Annotated in this window: 20 protein-coding genes; 7 read left to right on the top strand and 13 right to left on the bottom strand. The window is 63.0% G+C overall.

Annotated elements, in window-relative coordinates; translation table 11 throughout:
* Positions 1 to 43 precede the first annotated feature (43 nt).
* The 10 genes from ureC to urtA form a co-directional block, all read right to left on the bottom strand.
* Complete coding sequence (gene ureC / locus I6F35_RS01690) at positions 44 to 1,756, bottom strand: urease subunit alpha (RefSeq protein WP_225115900.1); 1,713 nt, start codon at positions 1,754 to 1,756, stop codon at positions 44 to 46.
* A gap of 15 nt (positions 1,757 to 1,771) precedes the next feature.
* Positions 1,772 to 2,320: an HD domain-containing protein gene (locus I6F35_RS01685; protein WP_225116024.1), complete on the bottom strand. Its 549-nt coding sequence runs from the start codon at positions 2,318 to 2,320 to the stop codon at positions 1,772 to 1,774.
* A 101-nt stretch (positions 2,321 to 2,421) separates the two neighbouring features.
* Positions 2,422 to 2,727 (bottom strand): urease subunit beta, encoded by a 306-nt coding sequence (locus I6F35_RS01680; protein ID WP_225115899.1) that lies wholly within the window; start codon positions 2,725 to 2,727, stop codon positions 2,422 to 2,424.
* A gap of 115 nt (positions 2,728 to 2,842) precedes the next feature.
* Complete coding sequence (locus I6F35_RS01675) at positions 2,843 to 3,145, bottom strand: urease subunit gamma (protein WP_225115898.1); 303 nt, start codon at positions 3,143 to 3,145, stop codon at positions 2,843 to 2,845.
* A gap of 27 nt (positions 3,146 to 3,172) precedes the next feature.
* On the bottom strand, positions 3,173 to 4,009 hold the full coding sequence (locus I6F35_RS01670; protein WP_225115897.1) for an urease accessory protein UreD: 837 nt from the start codon (positions 4,007 to 4,009) through the stop codon (positions 3,173 to 3,175).
* Between the two features lie 36 nt (positions 4,010 to 4,045).
* Positions 4,046 to 4,741 (bottom strand): urea ABC transporter ATP-binding subunit UrtE, encoded by a 696-nt coding sequence (urtE, locus tag I6F35_RS01665; protein ID WP_225115896.1) that lies wholly within the window; start codon positions 4,739 to 4,741, stop codon positions 4,046 to 4,048.
* 3 nt (positions 4,742 to 4,744) lie between these two features.
* On the bottom strand, positions 4,745 to 5,506 hold the full coding sequence (gene urtD / locus I6F35_RS01660; RefSeq protein WP_225115895.1) for an urea ABC transporter ATP-binding protein UrtD: 762 nt from the start codon (positions 5,504 to 5,506) through the stop codon (positions 4,745 to 4,747).
* 5 nt (positions 5,507 to 5,511) lie between these two features.
* On the bottom strand, positions 5,512 to 6,681 hold the full coding sequence (urtC, locus tag I6F35_RS01655) for an urea ABC transporter permease subunit UrtC (RefSeq protein WP_225115894.1): 1,170 nt from the start codon (positions 6,679 to 6,681) through the stop codon (positions 5,512 to 5,514).
* Positions 6,678 to 8,291 (bottom strand): urea ABC transporter permease subunit UrtB, encoded by a 1,614-nt coding sequence (gene urtB / locus I6F35_RS01650; protein WP_225115893.1) that lies wholly within the window; start codon positions 8,289 to 8,291, stop codon positions 6,678 to 6,680. The genes urtC and urtB overlap by 4 nt, the downstream gene beginning before the upstream one ends.
* A gap of 87 nt (positions 8,292 to 8,378) precedes the next feature.
* Entirely contained in the window at positions 8,379 to 9,704 is a 1,326-nt protein-coding gene (gene urtA / locus I6F35_RS01645) for an urea ABC transporter substrate-binding protein (protein ID WP_225115892.1), read from the bottom strand.
* A gap of 570 nt (positions 9,705 to 10,274) precedes the next feature.
* On the opposite strand from urtA, the gene I6F35_RS01640 reads away from it, so the two are divergent.
* The 3 genes from I6F35_RS01640 to I6F35_RS01630 all read left to right on the top strand — a co-directional run bounded on the left by I6F35_RS01640 (position 10,275) and on the right by I6F35_RS01630 (position 12,485).
* The gene (locus I6F35_RS01640; RefSeq protein WP_225115891.1) at positions 10,275 to 11,696 is read left to right on the top strand and encodes a DEAD/DEAH box helicase; all 1,422 of its coding nucleotides are present in this window, start codon (positions 10,275 to 10,277) and stop codon (positions 11,694 to 11,696) included.
* 24 nt (positions 11,697 to 11,720) lie between these two features.
* The gene (gene infA, locus I6F35_RS01635; RefSeq protein ID WP_130582418.1) at positions 11,721 to 12,011 is read left to right on the top strand and encodes a translation initiation factor IF-1; all 291 of its coding nucleotides are present in this window, start codon (positions 11,721 to 11,723) and stop codon (positions 12,009 to 12,011) included.
* Between the two features lie 261 nt (positions 12,012 to 12,272).
* Positions 12,273 to 12,485 (top strand): cold-shock protein, encoded by a 213-nt coding sequence (locus tag I6F35_RS01630; RefSeq protein WP_027579225.1) that lies wholly within the window; start codon positions 12,273 to 12,275, stop codon positions 12,483 to 12,485.
* A 126-nt stretch (positions 12,486 to 12,611) separates the two neighbouring features.
* Here the strand turns inward: I6F35_RS01630 and I6F35_RS01625 are convergent, their stop codons facing one another.
* The 3 genes from I6F35_RS01625 to I6F35_RS01615 form a co-directional block, all read right to left on the bottom strand.
* Positions 12,612 to 13,265 (bottom strand): TadE/TadG family type IV pilus assembly protein, encoded by a 654-nt coding sequence (locus I6F35_RS01625; protein ID WP_225115890.1) that lies wholly within the window; start codon positions 13,263 to 13,265, stop codon positions 12,612 to 12,614.
* Positions 13,262 to 13,843, bottom strand: a complete 582-nt coding sequence (locus I6F35_RS01620; RefSeq protein WP_225115889.1) for a TadE/TadG family type IV pilus assembly protein — start codon at positions 13,841 to 13,843, stop codon at positions 13,262 to 13,264. Before I6F35_RS01620 ends, I6F35_RS01625 begins: the two co-directional genes overlap by 4 nt.
* Before the next feature lie 160 nt (positions 13,844 to 14,003).
* Positions 14,004 to 14,507, bottom strand: coding sequence for a pilus assembly protein N-terminal domain-containing protein (locus I6F35_RS01615; RefSeq protein ID WP_225115888.1), 504 nt, complete (start codon positions 14,505 to 14,507; stop codon positions 14,004 to 14,006).
* 485 nt (positions 14,508 to 14,992) lie between these two features.
* Here I6F35_RS01615 and I6F35_RS01610 point away from each other — a divergent pair, with 485 nt between their 5' ends.
* The 4 genes from I6F35_RS01610 (at position 14,993) to I6F35_RS01595 (ending at position 18,420) form a co-directional block, all read left to right on the top strand.
* Complete coding sequence (locus tag I6F35_RS01610) at positions 14,993 to 15,172, top strand: Flp family type IVb pilin (RefSeq protein ID WP_225115887.1); 180 nt, start codon at positions 14,993 to 14,995, stop codon at positions 15,170 to 15,172.
* Positions 15,173 to 15,480: 308 nt separating this feature from the next.
* Positions 15,481 to 16,005 (top strand): prepilin peptidase, encoded by a 525-nt coding sequence (locus I6F35_RS01605; protein ID WP_225115886.1) that lies wholly within the window; start codon positions 15,481 to 15,483, stop codon positions 16,003 to 16,005.
* 128 nt (positions 16,006 to 16,133) lie between these two features.
* Positions 16,134 to 16,928, top strand: a complete 795-nt coding sequence (cpaB, locus tag I6F35_RS01600) for a Flp pilus assembly protein CpaB (protein ID WP_225115885.1) — start codon at positions 16,134 to 16,136, stop codon at positions 16,926 to 16,928.
* 16 nt (positions 16,929 to 16,944) lie between these two features.
* Positions 16,945 to 18,420 carry a type II and III secretion system protein family protein gene (locus tag I6F35_RS01595; protein WP_225115884.1) on the top strand — a complete coding sequence of 492 codons (1,476 nt, stop codon included), beginning with the start codon at positions 16,945 to 16,947 and terminating at the stop codon, positions 18,418 to 18,420.
* The last annotated feature ends 6 nt before the right edge of the window (positions 18,421 to 18,426 follow it).

Here is an 18,426-nt window from a genome sequence, read left to right as displayed (position 1 = left end):
TTCCTCCCGGTTTTGGTTCTGGGCATATTTGCCTGGGGAGGTTTTAGAACATGAAATAGCGCTGCGCCAGCGGCAGCACCTCCGCCGGCGCGCAGGTCAGAAGCTCGCCGTCGGCGCGCACCTCGTAGGTCTCCGGATCGACCTCGATCTTCGGGGTCGCGTCATTGTGGATCATGCTCTTCTTGGAGATCTTGCCGCGGGTATTCTGGACCGCATAGAGCTTTTTGCTGATACCAAGCTTCCGCGCCAGCCCGCCGGCGACCGCCGCCTTGGACGTGAAGACCACCGAGGATGCGGTGAGCGATTTTCCGTAGGCCGCAAACATCGGCTGGTAGTGCACCGGCTGCGGGGTCGGGATCGAGGCGTTGGGATCGCCCATCGGGGCGGCCACGATCGAGCCGCCCTTGATGATCAGGTCCGGCTTGGCGCCAAAGAAGGCTGGCGACCACAGCACGAGATCGGCGAGCTTGCCCTTCTCCACCGAGCCGATCAGCTTTGAGACGCCATGCGCGATGGCGGGATTGATGGTGTATTTGGCGATGTAGCGCTTGACGCGGAAATTGTCGTTGTTGCCCTTCTCTTGCGGCAGCGAGCCGCGCTGCTTCTTCATCTTGTCCGCGGTCTGCCAGGTGCGGATGATGACCTCCCCCAGCCGCCCCATGGCTTGCGAATCCGAGGACATCATCGAGAGCGCACCGAGGTCGTGCAGAATGTCCTCGGCTGCGATCGTTTCTTTCCGGATGCGGCTTTCGGCAAACGCAAGATCTTCGGCGATCGAGGGATCGAGATGGTGGCACACCATCAGCATGTCCAGATGCTCGTCGATGGTGTTGCGCGTGAACGGCCGCGTCGGGGTGGTCGAGGACGGCAGCACGTTCTTCAGGCCCGCGATCTTGATGATGTCGGGGGCGTGGCCGCCGCCTGCGCCCTCGGTGTGGAAGGCGTGGATGGTGCGGCCCTTGAACGCCTTTACGGTGTCCTCGACAAAGCCGGATTCGTTCAGCGTGTCGGTGTGGATCATCACCTGGACGTCATGATCGTCGGCGACCGCAAGGCAGTTGTCGATCGCCGCCGGCGTCGTGCCCCAGTCCTCATGCAGCTTCAGCGCACAGGCTCCACCCTTGATCATCTCGACCAGCGCCGCCGGACGCGAGGCATTGCCCTTGCCGGAAATGCCGAGATTGACCGGGAATGCATCGAACGACTGGATCATCCGACCCATGTGCCATGGCCCCGGCGTGCAGGTCGTCGCAAAGGTGCCGTGCGAGGGGCCAGTGCCGCCGCCTAACATCGAGGTGACGCCGGACATCAGCGCGTGCTCGATCTGCTGCGGGCAGATGAAATGGATGTGGCTGTCGAAGCCGCCTGCGGTGAGGATCTTGCCTTCGCCGGCGATCACGTCGGTGCCGGGGCCGATGATGATGTCCACATTGGGCTGGATGTCGGGATTGCCGGCCTTGCCGATCGCCGAGATCATGCCCTCCTTGATCGCGACGTCCGCCTTCACGATCCCCCAGTGATCGACGATCAGCGCATTGGTGATGACCGTATCCGCCGCTCCTTGCGCGTTGGTGACCTGCGACTGCCCCATGCCGTCGCGGATCACCTTGCCGCCGCCGAACTTCACCTCCTCGCCATAGGTGGTGAAATCCTTCTCCACCTCGATGATGAGATCGGTGTCGGCGAGCCGCACACGATCGCCGGTGGTGGGCCCGAACATGTCGGCATAGACGGAACGTTTGATCTTCACGGACACCGCAGGCCCCCCATTTCACTTGCCTTCAAACACGCTTTTCGCTGCTTTGACGGCTTCATCGAATTCTGCATCGAGTATCGGATTGACGCCCCGGCATCCCGCGACAACTTTTTCCGCCCATATGACGTAAGCAGCAAGGTCCTCGCACTCGTCGCTGGACAGATTCGGCCCGATGCGCGCGCGGGTATTGCTGATCTTGTCGGCGATCTTGATCATCTTGGCATCAGGCGATTTGTGCGGGGCGTCCTCGATCTGCTTTTGCCGACGCTTTTTCTTGGACAGCGACATGTCGTCGGTCACCTCGACCGCGAGCGCGGCGACACGCTCGCTGAATTTCTGCGCCAGCTCCTCGCGCGTGGTGTCGGTGTCTTCGACGGTGTCGTGCAGCCAGCCGGCCGCCACGAGTTCGGCGTCTGCGCCGTCAGTCGCGAGCGCGAGCAGATTCGCGACCTCGGCGAGGTGGTTGATGTAGGGCTCGCTGCCGCGGCCCTTGCGGGCCATGCCGTTGTGGCGGTGGGCAGCGAACTCGGCGGCTTCGGAAACGAGGCGGATTGGCTGCAGCATGGCGAAAAACTCCTTTTTTGCCTCAACCGCGCCGCCATGCACTCCGTTCCTGTCCCGCGAAAGAGACAGCGGCCGGGCGGCAGCGATCGTGGCGCCAAGGATCACAGCTTGCCCTTCACCTCGCCGCGAAAGCCATAAATGACGCGCTTGCCCGCGAGGGCGACGAGCTGGACCTCGCGGGTCTGGCCGGGCTCGAAGCGCACGGCTGTGCCGGCTGCGATGTCGAGGCGCATGCCGCGGGCCTTCTTGCGGTCGAATTTGAGCGCCGGGTTGGTCTCGAAAAAATGGTAGTGCGAGCCGACCTGGATCGGGCGGTCGCCGGTGTTGGCAACCGTGAGCGTCACGGTCTTGCGGCCGGCATTGAGCTCGATCTCGCCGTCCTGGATGAAGGGTTCGCCGGGGATCATGTTTCTTCCTCCGTCATTCCGGGGCTCGCGAAGCGAGAACCCGGAATCTCGATCAACAATCTCTGGATTCCGGGTTCGGCCGCTACGCGGCCGCCCCGGAATGACGCTCACGTGGTTACCGGATCGGCTCGTGCACGGTGACGAGTTTTGTCCCGTCCGGAAACGTCGCCTCCACCTGGATGTCGTGGATCATCTCCGCAATCCCCTCCATCACCTGCGAACGGGTCAGGACCTGTGCGCCCGCCTGCATCAGGTCGGCGACGGTGCGGCCGTCACGCGCGCCCTCGACGATGAAGTCGGTGATCAGCGCGATAGCCTCGGGATGGTTCAGCTTGACGCCGCGCTCGAGCCTGCGGCGCGCCACCATGGCGGCCATCGAGACCAGGAGCTTGTCCTTTTCGCGGGGAGACAAATTCATGCGTGCACTCTGATGGTTTCGGGTGATCTAGTTGAGCCACAGCCTCGGCAGCGGGATGGCAGAGGCGCGGCCGAGCACCGTCATCATGTCGGCGCGCAGCCTCATCGCATCTTGGGCACAGAAGCGCGCCATTGCAAATCCATTCCAGCAGGAGATGCCGACTTCGCCACCGAAGGAGTCTTGCGCCTCACGTATCCGCTCCACGACTGCCTCATCGCCGGGCACGATCAGCGCGGTGCCGATGGCGACGCCGCCATTGGCGACCGCCGGCCGCGCCAGCTTCTCGCCGATATTGCCGTCGAGCCGGATGGTCTCGGCAAACACCAGCCTGCCGCCGCGACGCATCCGCCAGCGGTCGACAAATTCGCCATGGCGCATGGTCTCGCCCATGGCCGCGCGGCCGAACACCACGATTTCGCAGAGCAGGAGCGAAGCGCCCTCCGCGAGATCAATGTCGATCCGTCGTGCGATCCGGGCGCGGTCGAACAGGATGGTCTCCTGCGGCAGCCAGGAAAGATGCGAGCCCGCTTCGGCCTTCAGCGCGATGTTGAGCTGGGCCGCCGGCCCGGCCGCACGATAGACCTTCTCCGCGGCGGCTGTCGTCAGCGTCAGCCGCGCACCTTCACCGGCCGCGATATCGATGTCGAAGCGGTCGCCGCCGGCAACACCACCGGCGGTATTGACGAACACGGCCGACAGCCCCTCGTTCTCGGGAGACGGAAAGCGGACGCGCAGCGAGCCGGATTCATGCAGGCTTCCGCGGCGGGTGACGCCGTCCTTGAGGTGCACGCCGAATCTCACCGCGCCACGGGCGCGGTTGGCCGCAAAGGTCGCTGCATCAGCGCGTGCATTCTCGGTGCGCATCCGTCCCCCACGAACGGCGGTGGCCGTTGCCAGTCTTTATAGCGCCATTTGGCGGGAGATTTCAGCGGGATCGAGATTGGAGCGGTCGCAGGCATATTTCACCGCGCCGCGGTCCAGCACCGCAAAGCTGTCGCCGAGCTCGCAGGCGAAATCGAGATATTGCTCGACCAGCACGATCGCGATGTTGCCGAGATTGCGCAAATAGGAGATGGCGCGGCCGATATCCTTGATGATCGAGGGCTGGATGCCCTCGGTCGGCTCGTCGAGCAGCAACAGTTTCGGACGCATCACCAGCGCCCGACCGATCGCCAATTGCTGTTGCTGTCCGCCGGAGAGATCGCCGCCGCGGCGGCCGAGCATCGATTGCAGCACCGGGAACAGCGAGAACACGTCGTCCGGAATGAATCGGTTCTCGCGCTTCAGCGGTCCGAAGCCGGTCTTGAGGTTCTCCTCCACTGTCAGCAGCGGGAAGATCTCACGGCCCTGCGGCACGAAACCGATGCCGCGCCGCGCGCGCTCATACGGCTTCAGGGCAGTGATATCGCTGCCGTCGAACTCGATCGCGCCCGACGCGATCGGATACTGGCCGACCATGGCGCGAAGCAGCGAAGTCTTGCCGACGCCGTTGCGCCCGAGCACGCAGGTGACCTTGCCGGGCTCCGCCGACAGCGAGACGCCGCGCAGCGCCTGCGCCGCGCCGTAGAAGAGATTGATGTTATCGACCTTCAGCATCGCCTACCGCCCCAGATACACTTCGACGACCCGCTCGTTCGACGAGACCTGATCGATGCTCCCCTCCGCCAGCACCGTGCCTTCGTGCAGGCAGGTCACCTTGACGCCGAGCTCGCGGACGAAGGTCATGTCGTGCTCGACCACCATGATGGTGTGATCCCTGTTGATCGCCTTCAGCAGCTCCGCGGTCTGGTGCGTCTCGACGTCGGTCATTCCGGCCACGGGCTCGTCGACCAGCAGCAGTTTCGGATCCTGCGCCAGCAGCATGCCGATCTCGAGCCACTGCTTCTGGCCGTGGCTGAGGCTGCCGGCGAGCCGGTTGCGCGCGTCGGTCAGGCGGATGGTCTCCAGCACTTTCTGGATGCGCTCGGTCTCGGCCTTGCTCTCGCGCCAGAACAGCGTGCCCCTGACGCTGTGATCGACATTGAGCGCGAGCAGCAGATTGTCCTGCACGGTCTGGCTCTCGAACACCGTCGGCTTCTGGAATTTGCGGCCGATGCCGAGCTCGGCGATGCGAGTCTCATCCAGCCGGGTCAGGTCGGTGACGCCGTCGAACAGCACGGTGCCTTCGTCCGGCTTGGTCTTGCCGGTGATGATGTCCATCATCGTGGTCTTGCCGGCGCCGTTCGGGCCGATGATGGCGCGCATCTCGCCCGGCTCGAGCGCGAGCGAGAGGTTGTTGATGGCGTGGAAACCGTCGAAGGAGACGTGCACGCCGTCGAGATACAGCATCGCGGAGGTTGCGCGGGTGTCCATCACGTTCATTGCACCTACTCCGCCGGATTGGGTTCGCTGATGCCGTCTTCGCGCGCCGCGCTTGCCGTGCTCGCCGAGACGCGCTGCGCCTTCCACGGCTCCCACCAGGCATTGAAGGTGCCGACGATGCCTTTGGGCAGCAGCAGCGTCACCAGGATGAACAGCGCGCCGAGCATGAACAGCCAGTACGGCGCGAGCGGCCCCGAGGTGAAGAACGTCTTGGCATAGTTGACGACGACGGCGCCGAGCGCCGCGCCCACCAGCGTGCCGCGGCCGCCGACCGCGACCCAGATCACCGCTTCAATGGAGTTGCCCGGCGCGAATTCGCTCGGATTGATGATGCCGACCTGCGGCACATAGAGCGCGCCGGCGACGCCGGCCATGCAGGCCGACAGCGTGAACACGAACAGCTTGTAGGATTCCACCCGATAGCCGAGGAAGCGGGTGCGGCTTTCAGCGTCGCGCACCGCGATCAGCACCTTGCCGAGTTTCGAGGTCACGATCGCCCGGCAGATCAGGAAACCGGTGATCAGCGCCAGACAGCTCAGCGCGAACAACGCAGCGCGGGTGCCGTCGGCCTGGACGTTGAAGCCAAGGATGTCCTTGAAATCGGTCAGGCCGTTATTGCCGCCGAAGCCGAAATCGTTGCGGAAGAAGGCCAGCAGCAACGCATAGGTCATCGCCTGGGTGATGATCGACAGATACACGCCGGTGACGCGGGAACGGAAGGCGAGCCAGCCGAAGCAGAAGGCGAGCAGACCCGGCACCAGCAGCACCATCAAGGCGGCGAACCAGAACATATCGAAGCCGTACCAGTACCAGGGCAGCTTGTCCCAGTTCAGGAACACCATGAAATCAGGCAGGATCGGATTGCCGTAGACGCCGCGGCTGCCGATCTGGCGCATCAGGTACATGCCCATGGCGTAGCCGCCGAGCGCGAAGAACGCGCCGTGGCCGAGCGAAAGGATGCCGCAGTAGCCCCAGATCAAATCGATCGAGAGCGCCAGGATGGCGTAGCAGACATATTTGCCCCAGAGCGCGACCAGATAGGTCGGCACCTGCAGGAACGAGCCCTGCGGCAGCAGGAGGTTCGACAGCGGGATCAGGATGCCGACCGCCGCGACGATCAGGACGAAGGCGGTCGCGGCGCGGTCCAGCGAGCGGGTGAGAATATGCGCGCTCATGCTTCCACCGCCCGCCCTTTCAGCGCGAACAGGCCGCGCGGCCGCTTCTGGATGAACAGGATGATCAGCACCAGGATGGCGATCTTGCCGAGCACGGCGCCCGCGACCGGCTCCAGGAATTTGTTGGCGATGCCGAGCGTGAAGGCGCCGACCAGCGTGCCCCAGAGATTGCCGACGCCGCCGAACACGACCACCATGAAACTGTCGATGATGTAGCTCTGGCCGAGATTGGGGCTGACATTGTCGATCTGCGACAGCGCCACGCCGGCGATGCCGGCGATCCCCGAACCGAGGCCGAAGGTCAGCGCGTCGACGCGCGAGGTGGCGATACCCATCGAGGCCGCCATGCGGCGGTTCTGCGTCACCGCGCGCATTTCGAGGCCGAGCGCGGTGTAGCGCAGCATCGCCAGCAGGATCGCGAAGACCGCGAGCGTGAAGCAGAGGATCCAGAGCCGGTTATAGGTGATAGTGATCTGGCCGAGTTCGAACGCCCCGCTCATCCAGGAGGGATTGCCGACCTCGCGGTTGGTCGGGCCGAACACGGTGCGCACCGCCTGCTGCAGCACCAGCGACAGGCCCCAGGTCGCCAGCAACGTTTCCAGCGGGCGGCCGTAGAGGAATCGGATAATGCTGCGCTCGATCAAAACGCCGATCCCGCCCGCGACCAGGAAGGCGAGCGGCACGGCAATCAGCAGCGAATAATCGAACAGGCCGGGATAGCGCGAGCGGATCACCTCCTGCACCACGAACGTGGTGTAGGCACCCAGCATCACCATTTCGCCATGGGCCATGTTGATGACGCCCATCACGCCGAAGGTGATGGCAAGCCCGATCGCCGCGAGCAGCAGCACCGAGCCGAGCGACAGTCCGTACCAGGCGTTCTGCACCGCCGACCACATCGCCAGATTGCTCTGGATCGAGGCGATCGCGCCCGTTATCGCCTGCGCCACCAGCGGCGGCTGGTCGGGGCCGGCGCTGGTGAGCAGCGCCAGCGCCTCCTGGTCGCCGTGCGACTTGATCACCGAAACGGCGTCGAGCTTGTCGTTGTCGGAGGCGTCGGACTTGAACAGGATGATCGCCGCACGGGCCTCGGTGAACGCCTGCTTCGCCGCCCTGTCCGTCTCCTTGGCGAGCGCGCCCTCGACCACCGACAGCGAATTCTCGTCATGGCTCTTGAAGACGGATTGCGCGGCCGCGACCCGCTTGGCGGGATCCGGCGAGAGCAGGGTCAGGCTGCCGAGCGCAGCCTCCACCGTGCGGCGCAGGCGGTTGTTGAGGCGGACGGGGGCAGCATTGTCCGGCAGCTTGTCGACGGCAGCACCGGTGGCGGCATCGATGATCTTGCCATCCGCCTGCGTGATGAAAACTTTCTTGCTCTCGGGATCGGCCGACAGCCGCTCTTCCTGCAGCGCCGAGATGATCGGAAAGGCGAGCGGATTGCCCGAGCTTGCGACCGCTTCGATCGCCGCTTCGGTGTCGGAGAATTCGTCATTGGCGAATTTGGCGACCGCGTCCTCGAACGTTCCAGCGAACGCCGGCAGCGCGAAGGAAGCAATCAGCACTACTGAAAGGAACAGCGCGCGAAAGCGATCAAGAAAATGGCCAGACACGTGACGACCCCGGCAGGAGTGGTGAGGAGAAGGCGGCGAACGCCGCCGCCCTCTCCAGTCTCTTGGAAGGCTTCTTGAATGGACGTGTCAGGAGCCCTGACCGCCGCACTTGTTGGTCTTGGTGTTCCAGTTGCCGCACTTCTTGCCGACCCAGTCGCCGATCAGGTCCTTGGAGCCCTCCAGCTCCTTCGACCAGGCATCGCCCGCGACGAGGCCGGGGGTCTTCCACACCACATCGAACTGGCCGTTGCCCTTGATCTCGCCGATGAACACCGGCTTGGTGATGTGGTGGTTCGGCAGCATCTTCGAGACACCGCCGGTCAGGTTCGGCGCTTCGATGCCGGGCAGCGCGTCGATCACCTTGTCCGGATCGGTCGACTTCGCCTTCTCGACCGCCTTCACCCACATGTTGAAGCCGATGTAGTGCGCTTCCATCGGGTCGTTGGTCACGCGCTTCGGATTCTTGGTGTAGGCCTGCCAGTCCTTGATGAACTTCTCGTTGGCCGGCGTCTTGATCGACTCGAAGTAGTTCCAGGCGGCGAGATGGCCGACCAGCGGCTTGGTGTCGATGCCGGCGAGTTCTTCCTCACCAACCGAGAACGCGACTACGGGGATGTCGGTCGCCTTGATGCCCTGGTTGCCGAGTTCCTTGTAGAAGGGAACGTTGGCGTCGCCGTTGATGGTGGAGACCACCGCCGTCTTCTTGCCGGCCGAGCCGAACTTCTTGATGTCGGCCACGATCGTCTGCCAGTCAGAATGACCGAACGGCGTGTAGTTGATCATGATGTCTTCCTGCTTGACGCCCTTCGACTTCAAGTAGGCTTCCAGGATCTTGTTGGTGGTGCGCGGATAGACGTAGTCGGTGCCCGCCAGCACCCAGCGCTTCACCTTCTCGTCCTTCATCAGATAGTCGACCGCAGGGATCGCCTGCTGGTTTGGAGCCGCGCCGGTGTAGAACACGTTGCGCTCGGACTCCTCGCCCTCATACTGCACGGGGTAGAACAGGATGTTGTTCAGCTCCTTGAACACCGGGAGCACGGATTTGCGCGACACCGAGGTCCAGCAGCCGAACACGACCGCGACCTTGTCCTTGGTGATGAGCTCGCGCGCCTTTTCCGCAAACAGCGGCCAGTTCGATGCCGGATCGACGACGACGGCCTCGAGCTTCTTGCCGAGCACGCCGCCTTTCTTGTTCTGCTCGTCGATCAGGAAGAGGATCGTATCCTTCAGCGTGGTCTCGCTGATGGCCATGGTGCCGGAGAGGGAATGCAGGACGCCGACCTTGATGGTGTCGTCAGCGGCTTTGGCCGGAGAAAATGGCGAGGACGCCAGGCCCAAAACCAGGCCCGCAGCGGCCGCGAGCCAGCCGCGGCGGCTCAGCGTCGCTCTATCGTGAGTAAGCTGTGTAAGCATGAAATGTCATCTCCCTGACGCAGGCGTGAACGCATGCGAAACGGCCCCACGGCCGCCTGCGGCCTGAGGAATCGCAAGAACCATGCCACGGTCGCAGCACCACTTAAGCCGCTGCAGGCGCAGGGAAATCTGGCGTTCACGGAAGAAATGGCGAGAATGGTCGCCCAATCCTTGAGCACAGAAAATGTACGCTAAAGCGGCAACCAGTCTGTTTTTTAAGCAAACTGGCTGATCTGGCTAAATTTCCGGCACGAATTGTGACGCGCTCGCGACGCCGGGCCCGTACTTGCTGAATTAGTGACTTCGCCACGAAAACTGGCTCGCCCGAGCAGAGTTTACCTTGAAAGAGCCGCGTTCCTGTTCCATATGGGTGTTATGACCCGCGCGAATCGCTGGGTCGGCGCAAGCTTGCGTGTTCTAAGCCGCCTTGGTTCCAGCCTCGGCGGGTTCTGGCTTGCCTTTGATCAGCCAACAGCACCGATGCCCCAAACACGCGGGTATCACTGATGCCCTCACGCGCCCGGCCGACATCGCCGGCGCGCTTGACGCTTTGATGGAAAGACCTCCCTTTTGACCTCCTTTCAGGATTTCGGCCTTGCCGATCCCATCGCCCGCGCGCTTCGGGAAGAGAACTACATCACCCCCACTCCCATCCAGGCCCAGACCATCCCGCTCGCGCTCCAAGGCCGCGACGTGATCGGCATTGCGCAGACCGGAACCGGCAAGACAGCCTCCTTTGCGCTGCCAATCCTCAACCGGCTGCTGCAGAACCGCACCAAGGTGCAACCGAAGTCATGCCGCGTGCTGGTGCTCTCGCCCACCCGTGAACTGTCCGGCCAGATCCTCGACAGCTTCAACGCCTATGGCCGCCACATCCGCCTCACCTCCGCGCTCGCGATCGGCGGCGTGCCGATGGGCCGCCAGGTTCGCTCGGTGATGCAGGGCGTCGAAGTCATGGTCGCGACCCCGGGTCGCCTGCTCGATCTCGTCCAGAGCAACGGCCTGAAGCTCAACCAGGTCGAGTTCCTGGTGCTCGATGAAGCCGACCGCATGCTCGACATGGGCTTCATCAACGACATCAGGAAAATCGTCGCCAAGCTGCCGACCAGGCGGCAGACGCTGTTCTTCTCCGCGACGATGCCAAAGGACATCGCCGAACTCGCGGAAGCGATGCTGCGCGATCCCGCCCGTGTGGCCGTGACACCGGTGTCCTCGACCGCCGAGCGCGTCAGCCAGCGCATCATCCAGGTCGATTTCACCGCCAAGCCGGCCGTGCTGGCGCAACTTTTGAAGCAGGAGCCGGTCGACCGCGCGCTGGTGTTCACCCGCACCAAGCACGGCGCCGACAAAGTGGTGAAGGGGCTGGAGAAGGCCGGCATCGCGGCCAACGCGATCCACGGCAACAAGTCGCAAAACCATCGTGAACGCACATTGGCGGCATTTCGTTCCGGCGAAATCCGCACTTTGGTCGCGACCGACATCGCCGCGCGCGGCATCGACGTCGACGGCATCAGCCATGTCGTCAATTACGACCTGCCGAACGTGCCGGAGACCTATGTGCACCGCATCGGCCGCACCGCACGCGCCGGCGCCGATGGCGTCGCGATCTCGCTCGTCGCGGGCGCGGAAGAGATGGGATACTTGCGCGATATCGAGCGTTTGATCCGCATGGCGCTGCAGCGGGAAGACCGCCGCACGCCGGGCAGCCGCGAACAGGCGCCTGCCGCCGCTCAGCACCGGGCTGGACGATCGGCTTCGCGCGCCCATAAGGCCAGGGGAAATGATTCGCCGCCGGCTGCAAAAGGGCCTCGCCGCCGCCGCCGTCGAGGTGGTAATAGTGGCGCGCCGCAGGCGAGCCGGGGCGAGTCGCCGTGTTCGCCGCAGATCGGCAAGAGCGAGGGCAAGCAGAGCGGCATTCAAGGCGTCGCTTTCTTGCATCGCGAAAGCCGGGCCAAACCGCAACCCAACCGCAACAACCAAACGCAGCACTAGCCGTCATCGATTCTGGAGAACCACATGGCTAAGGAAGAGCTGATCCAGTTCGAAGGGCTGGTGACCGAAATCCTTCCCGACGCGCGCTACCGCGTGCAACTCGACACCGGACACGAGATTGTCGCCTACACGGCCGGCAAGATGAAGAAGAACCGCATCAAGACGCTGGCCGGCGATCGGGTCACGATCGAAATGTCGCCCTATGACCTGGAGAAGGGACGGCTGATTTTCCGTCACAAGGACGAGCGCCCGAGCTCGCCCGGCGGCCCGCCGCGTGGCCAGGCCCCGCGGGGCGGCCAGTTCCGCCGCCGCTGACGTGTTCCCAAGGGATCCGGACTCGCGCACGACAGCTCATGTCTTGCGCGATTGCGGTGCTTTTTGCGTTCGAGCGAAATCCGCGCACGTCAGGATTGTTTTGGGGCCGTTTTTCGCATAATATCGCGTCAATCGATTTTCGGCCGGACGACATTAGCCATCCACCGGTATCCCGGTTCGGCGCTGACGACCCTTCCAAAATTCGATCCACCAGCCTGCGAGAGTGGGCTTTGACTTGTCTATCTGAGAAGGGACTATCCCGTGAGCATGGGAACCGTAAAGTGGTTTAACGCAACCAAGGGCTACGGCTTCATTCAGCCCGATGACGGCGGCAATGACGTGTTCGTGCACATCAGCGCCGTCGAACGCGCCGGTCTGGGCACGCTGCGCGAAGGCCAGAAGATCTCCTACGAGATCGTGGCCGATCGCCGTTCCGGCAAATCCGCCGCCGACAATCTGCGCGCGGCGAACTGACCAGCCGCGGGCCCGCATACGCGGTGCTCGCGACTGATCAACAGCTCCGAAGCCAGAGCACCGAATAAAAAGAAGCCGCGCTCATCGCGCGGCTTCTTGTTTTAGCCCATGCGTGCAGTTCGCGTGTCAGGAAACCGGCGTGCAGCTACTGCTCGAGCTGTTGGGCGGCGGATAGTCGACGCAAAGCGACTGTCTCGGCCGCGTGTAGGCCTCGTCTTTCATCTTAATATCGGTCTTGAGCACATAGCCGACCGTCGGCGTGTAGGTGTAACTGACCTCGCTCCAGATCAGCCAGGTGTTTGGTACCAATAATCCTCCTGGAACCGTCACCGTATCCTTCGGCTTACGCGGCGAAGCTGTAAGCGTTGCCTGCGGCGAGCCGCCAACCATTGCGACCGTAGCCGACTGGCTCCACTGGATCTTCGCGATCTTGTTGCTGTCGATGAACACTTCCGAGACGGTCGCATTCAACGGTGTGAGCGAATAGGGCAGCAGGATTGCTCCGCTGGCAGCGAAGGCATTCTGCATGCCCGTAGTGTTGATGCTGTCCAGCGATTGCGAGGTCAAGTCCGACACTCCGCGTCCCACCAGGGTCAGCTTACGCTTGATCGCGATAGCCGAGCTGAGCTCGACCGTTCCGAAGAACAGCACCAGCATGATGGGCACGATCATCGCGAATTCAGTCGCCGCGACGCCGCGACAATCGTGCACGAGAGCGCTGACCTGGCGGCGCACGGGCCACATCGAAGAAGGCAACCCCATTTTCAATGTCTCGCTCATGAGCACGTCATCCCGTTAACCAGGAAAGGCTCGTTCTTGAAGACTGCTACCGCCGACAACAGCCGTTTGCTGCCACTCAGATTGGAGAGGTCATATTGGAGGTCGTATCCGACATTGAGCATTTTGATGACGATGACCGGCCACTGATAGAACAGCCTGACCACGACGATATCGCCGTCGCGGCCAGGACAATATTTCATATCATTGATGAAGGTGCTGCCCGGACCGATCTGGTTGGGGATTTTGACCACGGTAGCCTGGGGATAGCTGCGAACGTCGACACCGATGGCGTTGCAGTCGAACACGAAACTGAGCTTGTGAGCGCAGACCGCCTTGTGGAAGTCGTCCTGACTGAGTGAACCGCTTTGCGCCTGGCCGGTCAGGACCAAACGCGCGGAATCCTGGGCGATCGTCTCGAGGATCTGGCTGGTGAAGAACACCATGGCCGTCTCGATGATCGCGAACAACAGCACAAAGAAGATCGGCGCGACCAGGGCGAATTCGACGGCTGTTACGCCGCGACGATCGCGGCGAAACCGGTACAACGATTTCCGCAAAGAGCCTAAAGGCTTTGGCATCGAAAGGAGTCTCGCGACGGAATGGTCCGTAACGACTACCTGAAATTGATTGTCGAAATGTTTCCTCGGATCGAGACAGGGTAACCCGTTCCGTTAGGCCGGCGTTAAGCATGGGCGCCGGCGCAACGTCGCCGTGCCGGCAGCCTCCGCATTTTTAACATCAGTTGGAGGACTTGCCGCCGCTCTGCCCGCTTGCCTGGCTGCTGAGCGAGCCCGCCTGATCGATCGTGGACTTGAAATAGGTCTCGCCATCGCCGAGCGTCACGCGGCGCTGGCAGATCGGCATGCAGCTATAGGATTCCCGTTCGATGCCGCGATAGACGGTGACGAGCTGGTCGCTCGGACCCTGGACCTGGATCTGACGGTCGACCAGGATCTGGCCGTTGCGGTCCATGGCGATGAAATTGGTGGCGCCATAACCCTTGCCGGTGACGACCACGACGCCGCCGGTCTGCAGCGTCACGTCGGCGATCATGGGATTGCCGACCACGATAGTGGCGATGCCAGTCGGGAGCTTGACGAGCTTGGCCTGGTCAACGTTGACTTCGATCCGATCCGGATCAGCCGCGGCAAAGCTTCTAGAAGGCCATGCTGTGACGGCGGCTGCGAGAAGGCTGAAGGCAAGGCCCGCCAATACGCGGATACGCTCTGACTTGAACGACATACTCTACCCCGGGGCATTGACAAGCCGGCAACAGCGATACGCAGCGGAAGCGGTGCCCGACAGGGCTAAACTGACGACAATTCATGAACGAAGTGCAAAAAGCGCGTCGGCAAATTCACGCATATTTCCGGAGCAGAGAGACGAATGGCGCGACGATCTCGCTCGCCGAAGCGACGCCTGCGCGACAAAGATCAGCCGGCAAGACGGCTCGGGCGCGATCCTGCACTCTTGGCCCGGCACTCGCGTACCGAGAAGCGCACGACCCCAATCTCATCGAACCCGAAAGATTTCGATTTTACTGATTGTCTTAAGCCCGCATTGACTCTGCGCCGGAACTGTCAAATTTGGGGCGATCTTTCTGCAATCGAATTAACTGCTGCGCAATTGTCGCACCCCTACGGTCGCGCACATGGTCACGGTGCTGAGAACGCCGGGGAGACCAAAACGCTAAGTTCGACCAGCCACGTGCACACCAGGAGTAATCTATGAAGAACCTCGTTTCGCGTTTCATTAAGGACGAATCCGGTGCGACCGCCATCGAGTACGGTCTGATCGCCGCCCTCATTGCCGTTGCGATCATTGGCGGCCTTCGGGCCGTCGGCGGCAGTCTCACCACGACGCTCACCGGCATTTCGACCGCCTTGAACGGAGCGCAGCCGCAGTAATCAGCTCTCGCGGCCGGCAACAGAGGCCCCGGCGATCCGGGGCCTTTGTCTCATTCGTTGAGTTGGACGGCGATGGTATGCGTAGATCAACCCTTCCGCGCCTCGCGGCGACAAAGGCCTCCTTGCGGGCCGGTCATCTGAACGACGCATCCGCAGAGATCATCTGCGTCGCCCTGGTACTGGCAGTTATCACGCTCGCCTGGCGCATTGCGGCAGTCTGGTGACATGCCGGCCTTCCCCGATTGTTCATCTCTCGCGGCTAGATTCGAGGCGCCACTCATCCTAACCGCACGAACTCGCGTAATCACATGATCCTCGACATTCTTCGCCTGCTGCTGTTTCCCGCACTGATGGCGTTCGCGGCTGCAAGCGACCTTGTCAGCATGACGATTTCAAACCGCGTATCGCTGGCGCTCGTGGCGGGCTTCGTCGTGCTCGCACTCGCAAGTGGGATGGGCCTCCATGAGATGCTTTCGCATGCCGGTGCTGGCGCCGTCGTGCTCGTGGCCGGATTTGCCTTCTTTGCGTTCGGCTGGATTGGCGGCGGGGACGCGAAAGTTGCAGCTGGCGCGGCGCTCTGGCTCGGGTTCGACCATCTGCTGCCCTACCTCCTCTACGCGTCCGTGTTCGGCGGCGCGCTGACGCTGCTTCTGCTCCAGTTCCGACAATGGCCGCTGCCCTACCCGCTGCTGGGCCAGGCCTGGCTGCTGCGGCTCCATGCCAAGGAAACCGGCATTCCCTACGGCATCGCGCTCGCGCTTGGCGCGCTCGTGATCTATCCCGAGACTGAATGGATGAAGGCGGTCGACTTCGCGCATTTCGCAATGCGTTGAACGGGCGGGAGTAACGGGCCGTTAAGCCGATTTAGATACGCCTCATTAACCATGCTTTGACGAATAGCTGGTCAACTGCCGATCACGGCGGCGGAACCGTCGCGTCGTCCTGTGGAAAGTGAAGCGTAATGAACACCGCGCGCATCGTGGTCCTGGCTATCGCCGGCTGTGCCGGCCTCGCGGCCCTGTATCTGGCGAGCGGAAGCAATGACCAGCCCGCTCCGGCGAAACAGCCGGTTGCGCAAATGCCGACCGTCGACATCCTCGTCGCAAAGTCCGATATCGGTCTCGGCCAGTCGGTCAAGCCCGAAGACCTGCAGTGGCAGACCTGGCCGGCATCGACAGCGAGCAGCTCCTTCATGCGGCGGGACAACAAACCGGAAGCCATGAAGGACGTCATCGGCTCGATCGCGCGTACTCCCTTCATCGCCGGCGAGCCGATCCGCGAGCAGAAGCTGGTGAAGGCCGATGGCAGCGGCTTCATGGCCGCGATCCTGCCGTCCGGCATGCGCGCGATATCGACCGAAATCTCGCCGGAGACCGCCGCCGGCGGCTTCATCCTGCCGAATGACCGGGTCGACGTCATTCTTTCCAGGCGCGAGAAGAATCCCGACAGCAATGGTCCCGATCTCGTCAATTCGGAGATCATCCTGAGCAATGTCCGCGTGCTGGCGATCGACCAGGCGCCGAAGGAGAAAGACGGCACCAGCGCATTGATCGGCAAGACCGTGACGCTCGAGCTCAAGCCCGAGCAGGCCGAGACGCTGGCGCGGGCACGCCAGAGCGGCACGCTGACGCTGGCGTTGCGCAGCATCGCCGACGTCAATGTCGTCGAGGCCAACGCCGACAGCGCGGCGGGAAAGCGCGGCAGCATCAACGTCGTCCGCTACGGCATCGCCAGTCCGCACACGGTGCAGAAGTGAGGAAGGGGCGCGGGGAATGAAAGGCTGGGGGAATCGATCGATAATGCGGGCTTTCGTCGTTCGCGCCCTGTCGTTTTCGGCCGCCGTTGCGTTCACGCTCAACCCGGTGCTCAGGCCGGTGGTGGCGAGCGACTACCGCGTCGCGCCGCCGCCGGTGGCCGATGGCCAGGCCAATGCGCGCTTCCTGTCACTCGGCGTCGGCAAATCGGTCGTGATCGACCTGCCGCGCGATATCAAGGACGTACTGGTCGCCGATCCCAAGATCGCCAATGCCGTGATCCGCTCGGCGCAGCGCGCCTATATCATCGGCGCCGCTGTCGGCCAGACCAATATCGTGTTCTTCGATTCCTCCGGCGCGCAGATCGCCGCCTATGACATCGCCGTGAAGCGCGATCTCAACGGCGTGCGCGCCGCACTCCGCCAGTCGCTGCCGAATGCCGACATTCAGATCGACGGCGTCGGCGACGGCGTGGTGCTGACCGGTACGGTCTCGAGCCCGATCGAGGCGCAGCAGGCCGGCGATCTCGCCGCGCGGCTTGCCGGCGGCCCCGAAAAGGTGGTCAATTCGATCGTGGTCCGCGGCCGCGACCAGGTGATGCTCAAGGTCACCGTCGCCGAGGTGGCCCGCAATATCATCAAACAGCTCGGCATCGACCTCACCGCCAACCTGAACTACGGCACGGCGGTGGTGAGTTTCAGGAATGCCAATCCCTTCACCGCCTTTGGCCGCCCGCTGGTCCCCGACAACACGGCCACCGCCTCGTTCGGCGCTACCCCCTCGGTATCGGCGACGCTGCGCGCGATGGAAAGCGCCGGCGTGGTGCGAACGCTGGCCGAGCCGAATCTCACGGCAATCTCCGGCGAATCGGCCACGTTCATCGCGGGCGGCGAATTCCCGATTCCAGCAGGCTATTCCTGCGACCCGGTCACCCATATCTGTACGACCCAGATCCAGTACAAGAAATTCGGCATCTCGCTGAACTTCACGCCTGTCGTGCTGACCGAAGGCCGTATCAGCCTGCGGGTGATGACGGAAGTATCAGAACTGTCGAACGACAATTCGATCACGATCGCGCAATCCGTCACCGCCAATCAGGTGAACTCGCTCACCATTCCCTCGATCAGGACCCGCCGCGCGGAAACGACACTGGAAATCCCCTCCGGCGGCGCAATGGCGATGGCTGGCCTGATCCAGGAACAGACTAAGCAGGCCATCAACGGATTTCCCGGTCTTGCCCAACTGCCGATCCTCGGCATGCTGTTCCGCAGCCGCGACTTCGTCAACAACCAGACCGAGTTGATGGTGCTGGTGACGCCGTATGTGGTGCGCGCCGTGGCCCAGAAGGATCTGTCGCGGCCGGACGATGGCTTTGCCAATGCGTCCGACCCGCAGGCCGATTTCCTCGGCAGCGTCACCCGCATCTACGGCGTGCCGGGCCGTACCGAGCCGGCGCGAAATTACCGTGGCACCTACGGCTTCATTACCGACTGAGGCGGG

Source organism: Bradyrhizobium sp. BRP22 (assembly GCF_020194175.1).
GTDB lineage: Bacteria > Pseudomonadota > Alphaproteobacteria > Rhizobiales > Xanthobacteraceae > Bradyrhizobium.
The sequence above is the reverse complement of the archived record's forward strand: the minus strand, read 5'-3'. Positions and strand labels throughout refer to the sequence as shown.

What these genes read in the sequence shown, in the direction of transcription:
- I6F35_RS01625 (WP_225115890.1), bottom strand. Translation starts at nt 13,265, where the DNA reads ATGAGCGAGACATTGAAAATGGGGTTGCCTTCTTCGATGTGGCCCGTG.
- I6F35_RS01685 (WP_225116024.1), bottom strand. Translation starts at nt 2,320, where the DNA reads ATGCTGCAGCCAATCCGCCTCGTTTCCGAAGCCGCCGAGTTCGCTGCC.
- I6F35_RS01670 (WP_225115897.1), bottom strand. Translation starts at nt 4,009, where the DNA reads ATGCGCACCGAGAATGCACGCGCTGATGCAGCGACCTTTGCGGCCAAC.
- urtE (WP_225115896.1), bottom strand. Translation starts at nt 4,741, where the DNA reads ATGCTGAAGGTCGATAACATCAATCTCTTCTACGGCGCGGCGCAGGCG.
- I6F35_RS01615 (WP_225115888.1), bottom strand. Translation starts at nt 14,507, where the DNA reads ATGTCGTTCAAGTCAGAGCGTATCCGCGTATTGGCGGGCCTTGCCTTC.
- urtD (WP_225115895.1), bottom strand. Translation starts at nt 5,506, where the DNA reads ATGAACGTGATGGACACCCGCGCAACCTCCGCGATGCTGTATCTCGAC.
- infA (WP_130582418.1), top strand. Translation starts at nt 11,721, where the DNA reads ATGGCTAAGGAAGAGCTGATCCAGTTCGAAGGGCTGGTGACCGAAATC.
- cpaB (WP_225115885.1), top strand. Translation starts at nt 16,134, where the DNA reads ATGAACACCGCGCGCATCGTGGTCCTGGCTATCGCCGGCTGTGCCGGC.
- I6F35_RS01680 (WP_225115899.1), bottom strand. Translation starts at nt 2,727, where the DNA reads ATGATCCCCGGCGAACCCTTCATCCAGGACGGCGAGATCGAGCTCAAT.
- urtA (WP_225115892.1), bottom strand. Translation starts at nt 9,704, where the DNA reads ATGCTTACACAGCTTACTCACGATAGAGCGACGCTGAGCCGCCGCGGC.
- I6F35_RS01620 (WP_225115889.1), bottom strand. Translation starts at nt 13,843, where the DNA reads ATGCCAAAGCCTTTAGGCTCTTTGCGGAAATCGTTGTACCGGTTTCGC.
- I6F35_RS01675 (WP_225115898.1), bottom strand. Translation starts at nt 3,145, where the DNA reads ATGAATTTGTCTCCCCGCGAAAAGGACAAGCTCCTGGTCTCGATGGCC.
- urtC (WP_225115894.1), bottom strand. Translation starts at nt 6,681, where the DNA reads ATGAGCGCGCATATTCTCACCCGCTCGCTGGACCGCGCCGCGACCGCC.
- I6F35_RS01595 (WP_225115884.1), top strand. Translation starts at nt 16,945, where the DNA reads ATGAAAGGCTGGGGGAATCGATCGATAATGCGGGCTTTCGTCGTTCGC.
- I6F35_RS01605 (WP_225115886.1), top strand. Translation starts at nt 15,481, where the DNA reads ATGATCCTCGACATTCTTCGCCTGCTGCTGTTTCCCGCACTGATGGCG.
- I6F35_RS01610 (WP_225115887.1), top strand. Translation starts at nt 14,993, where the DNA reads ATGAAGAACCTCGTTTCGCGTTTCATTAAGGACGAATCCGGTGCGACC.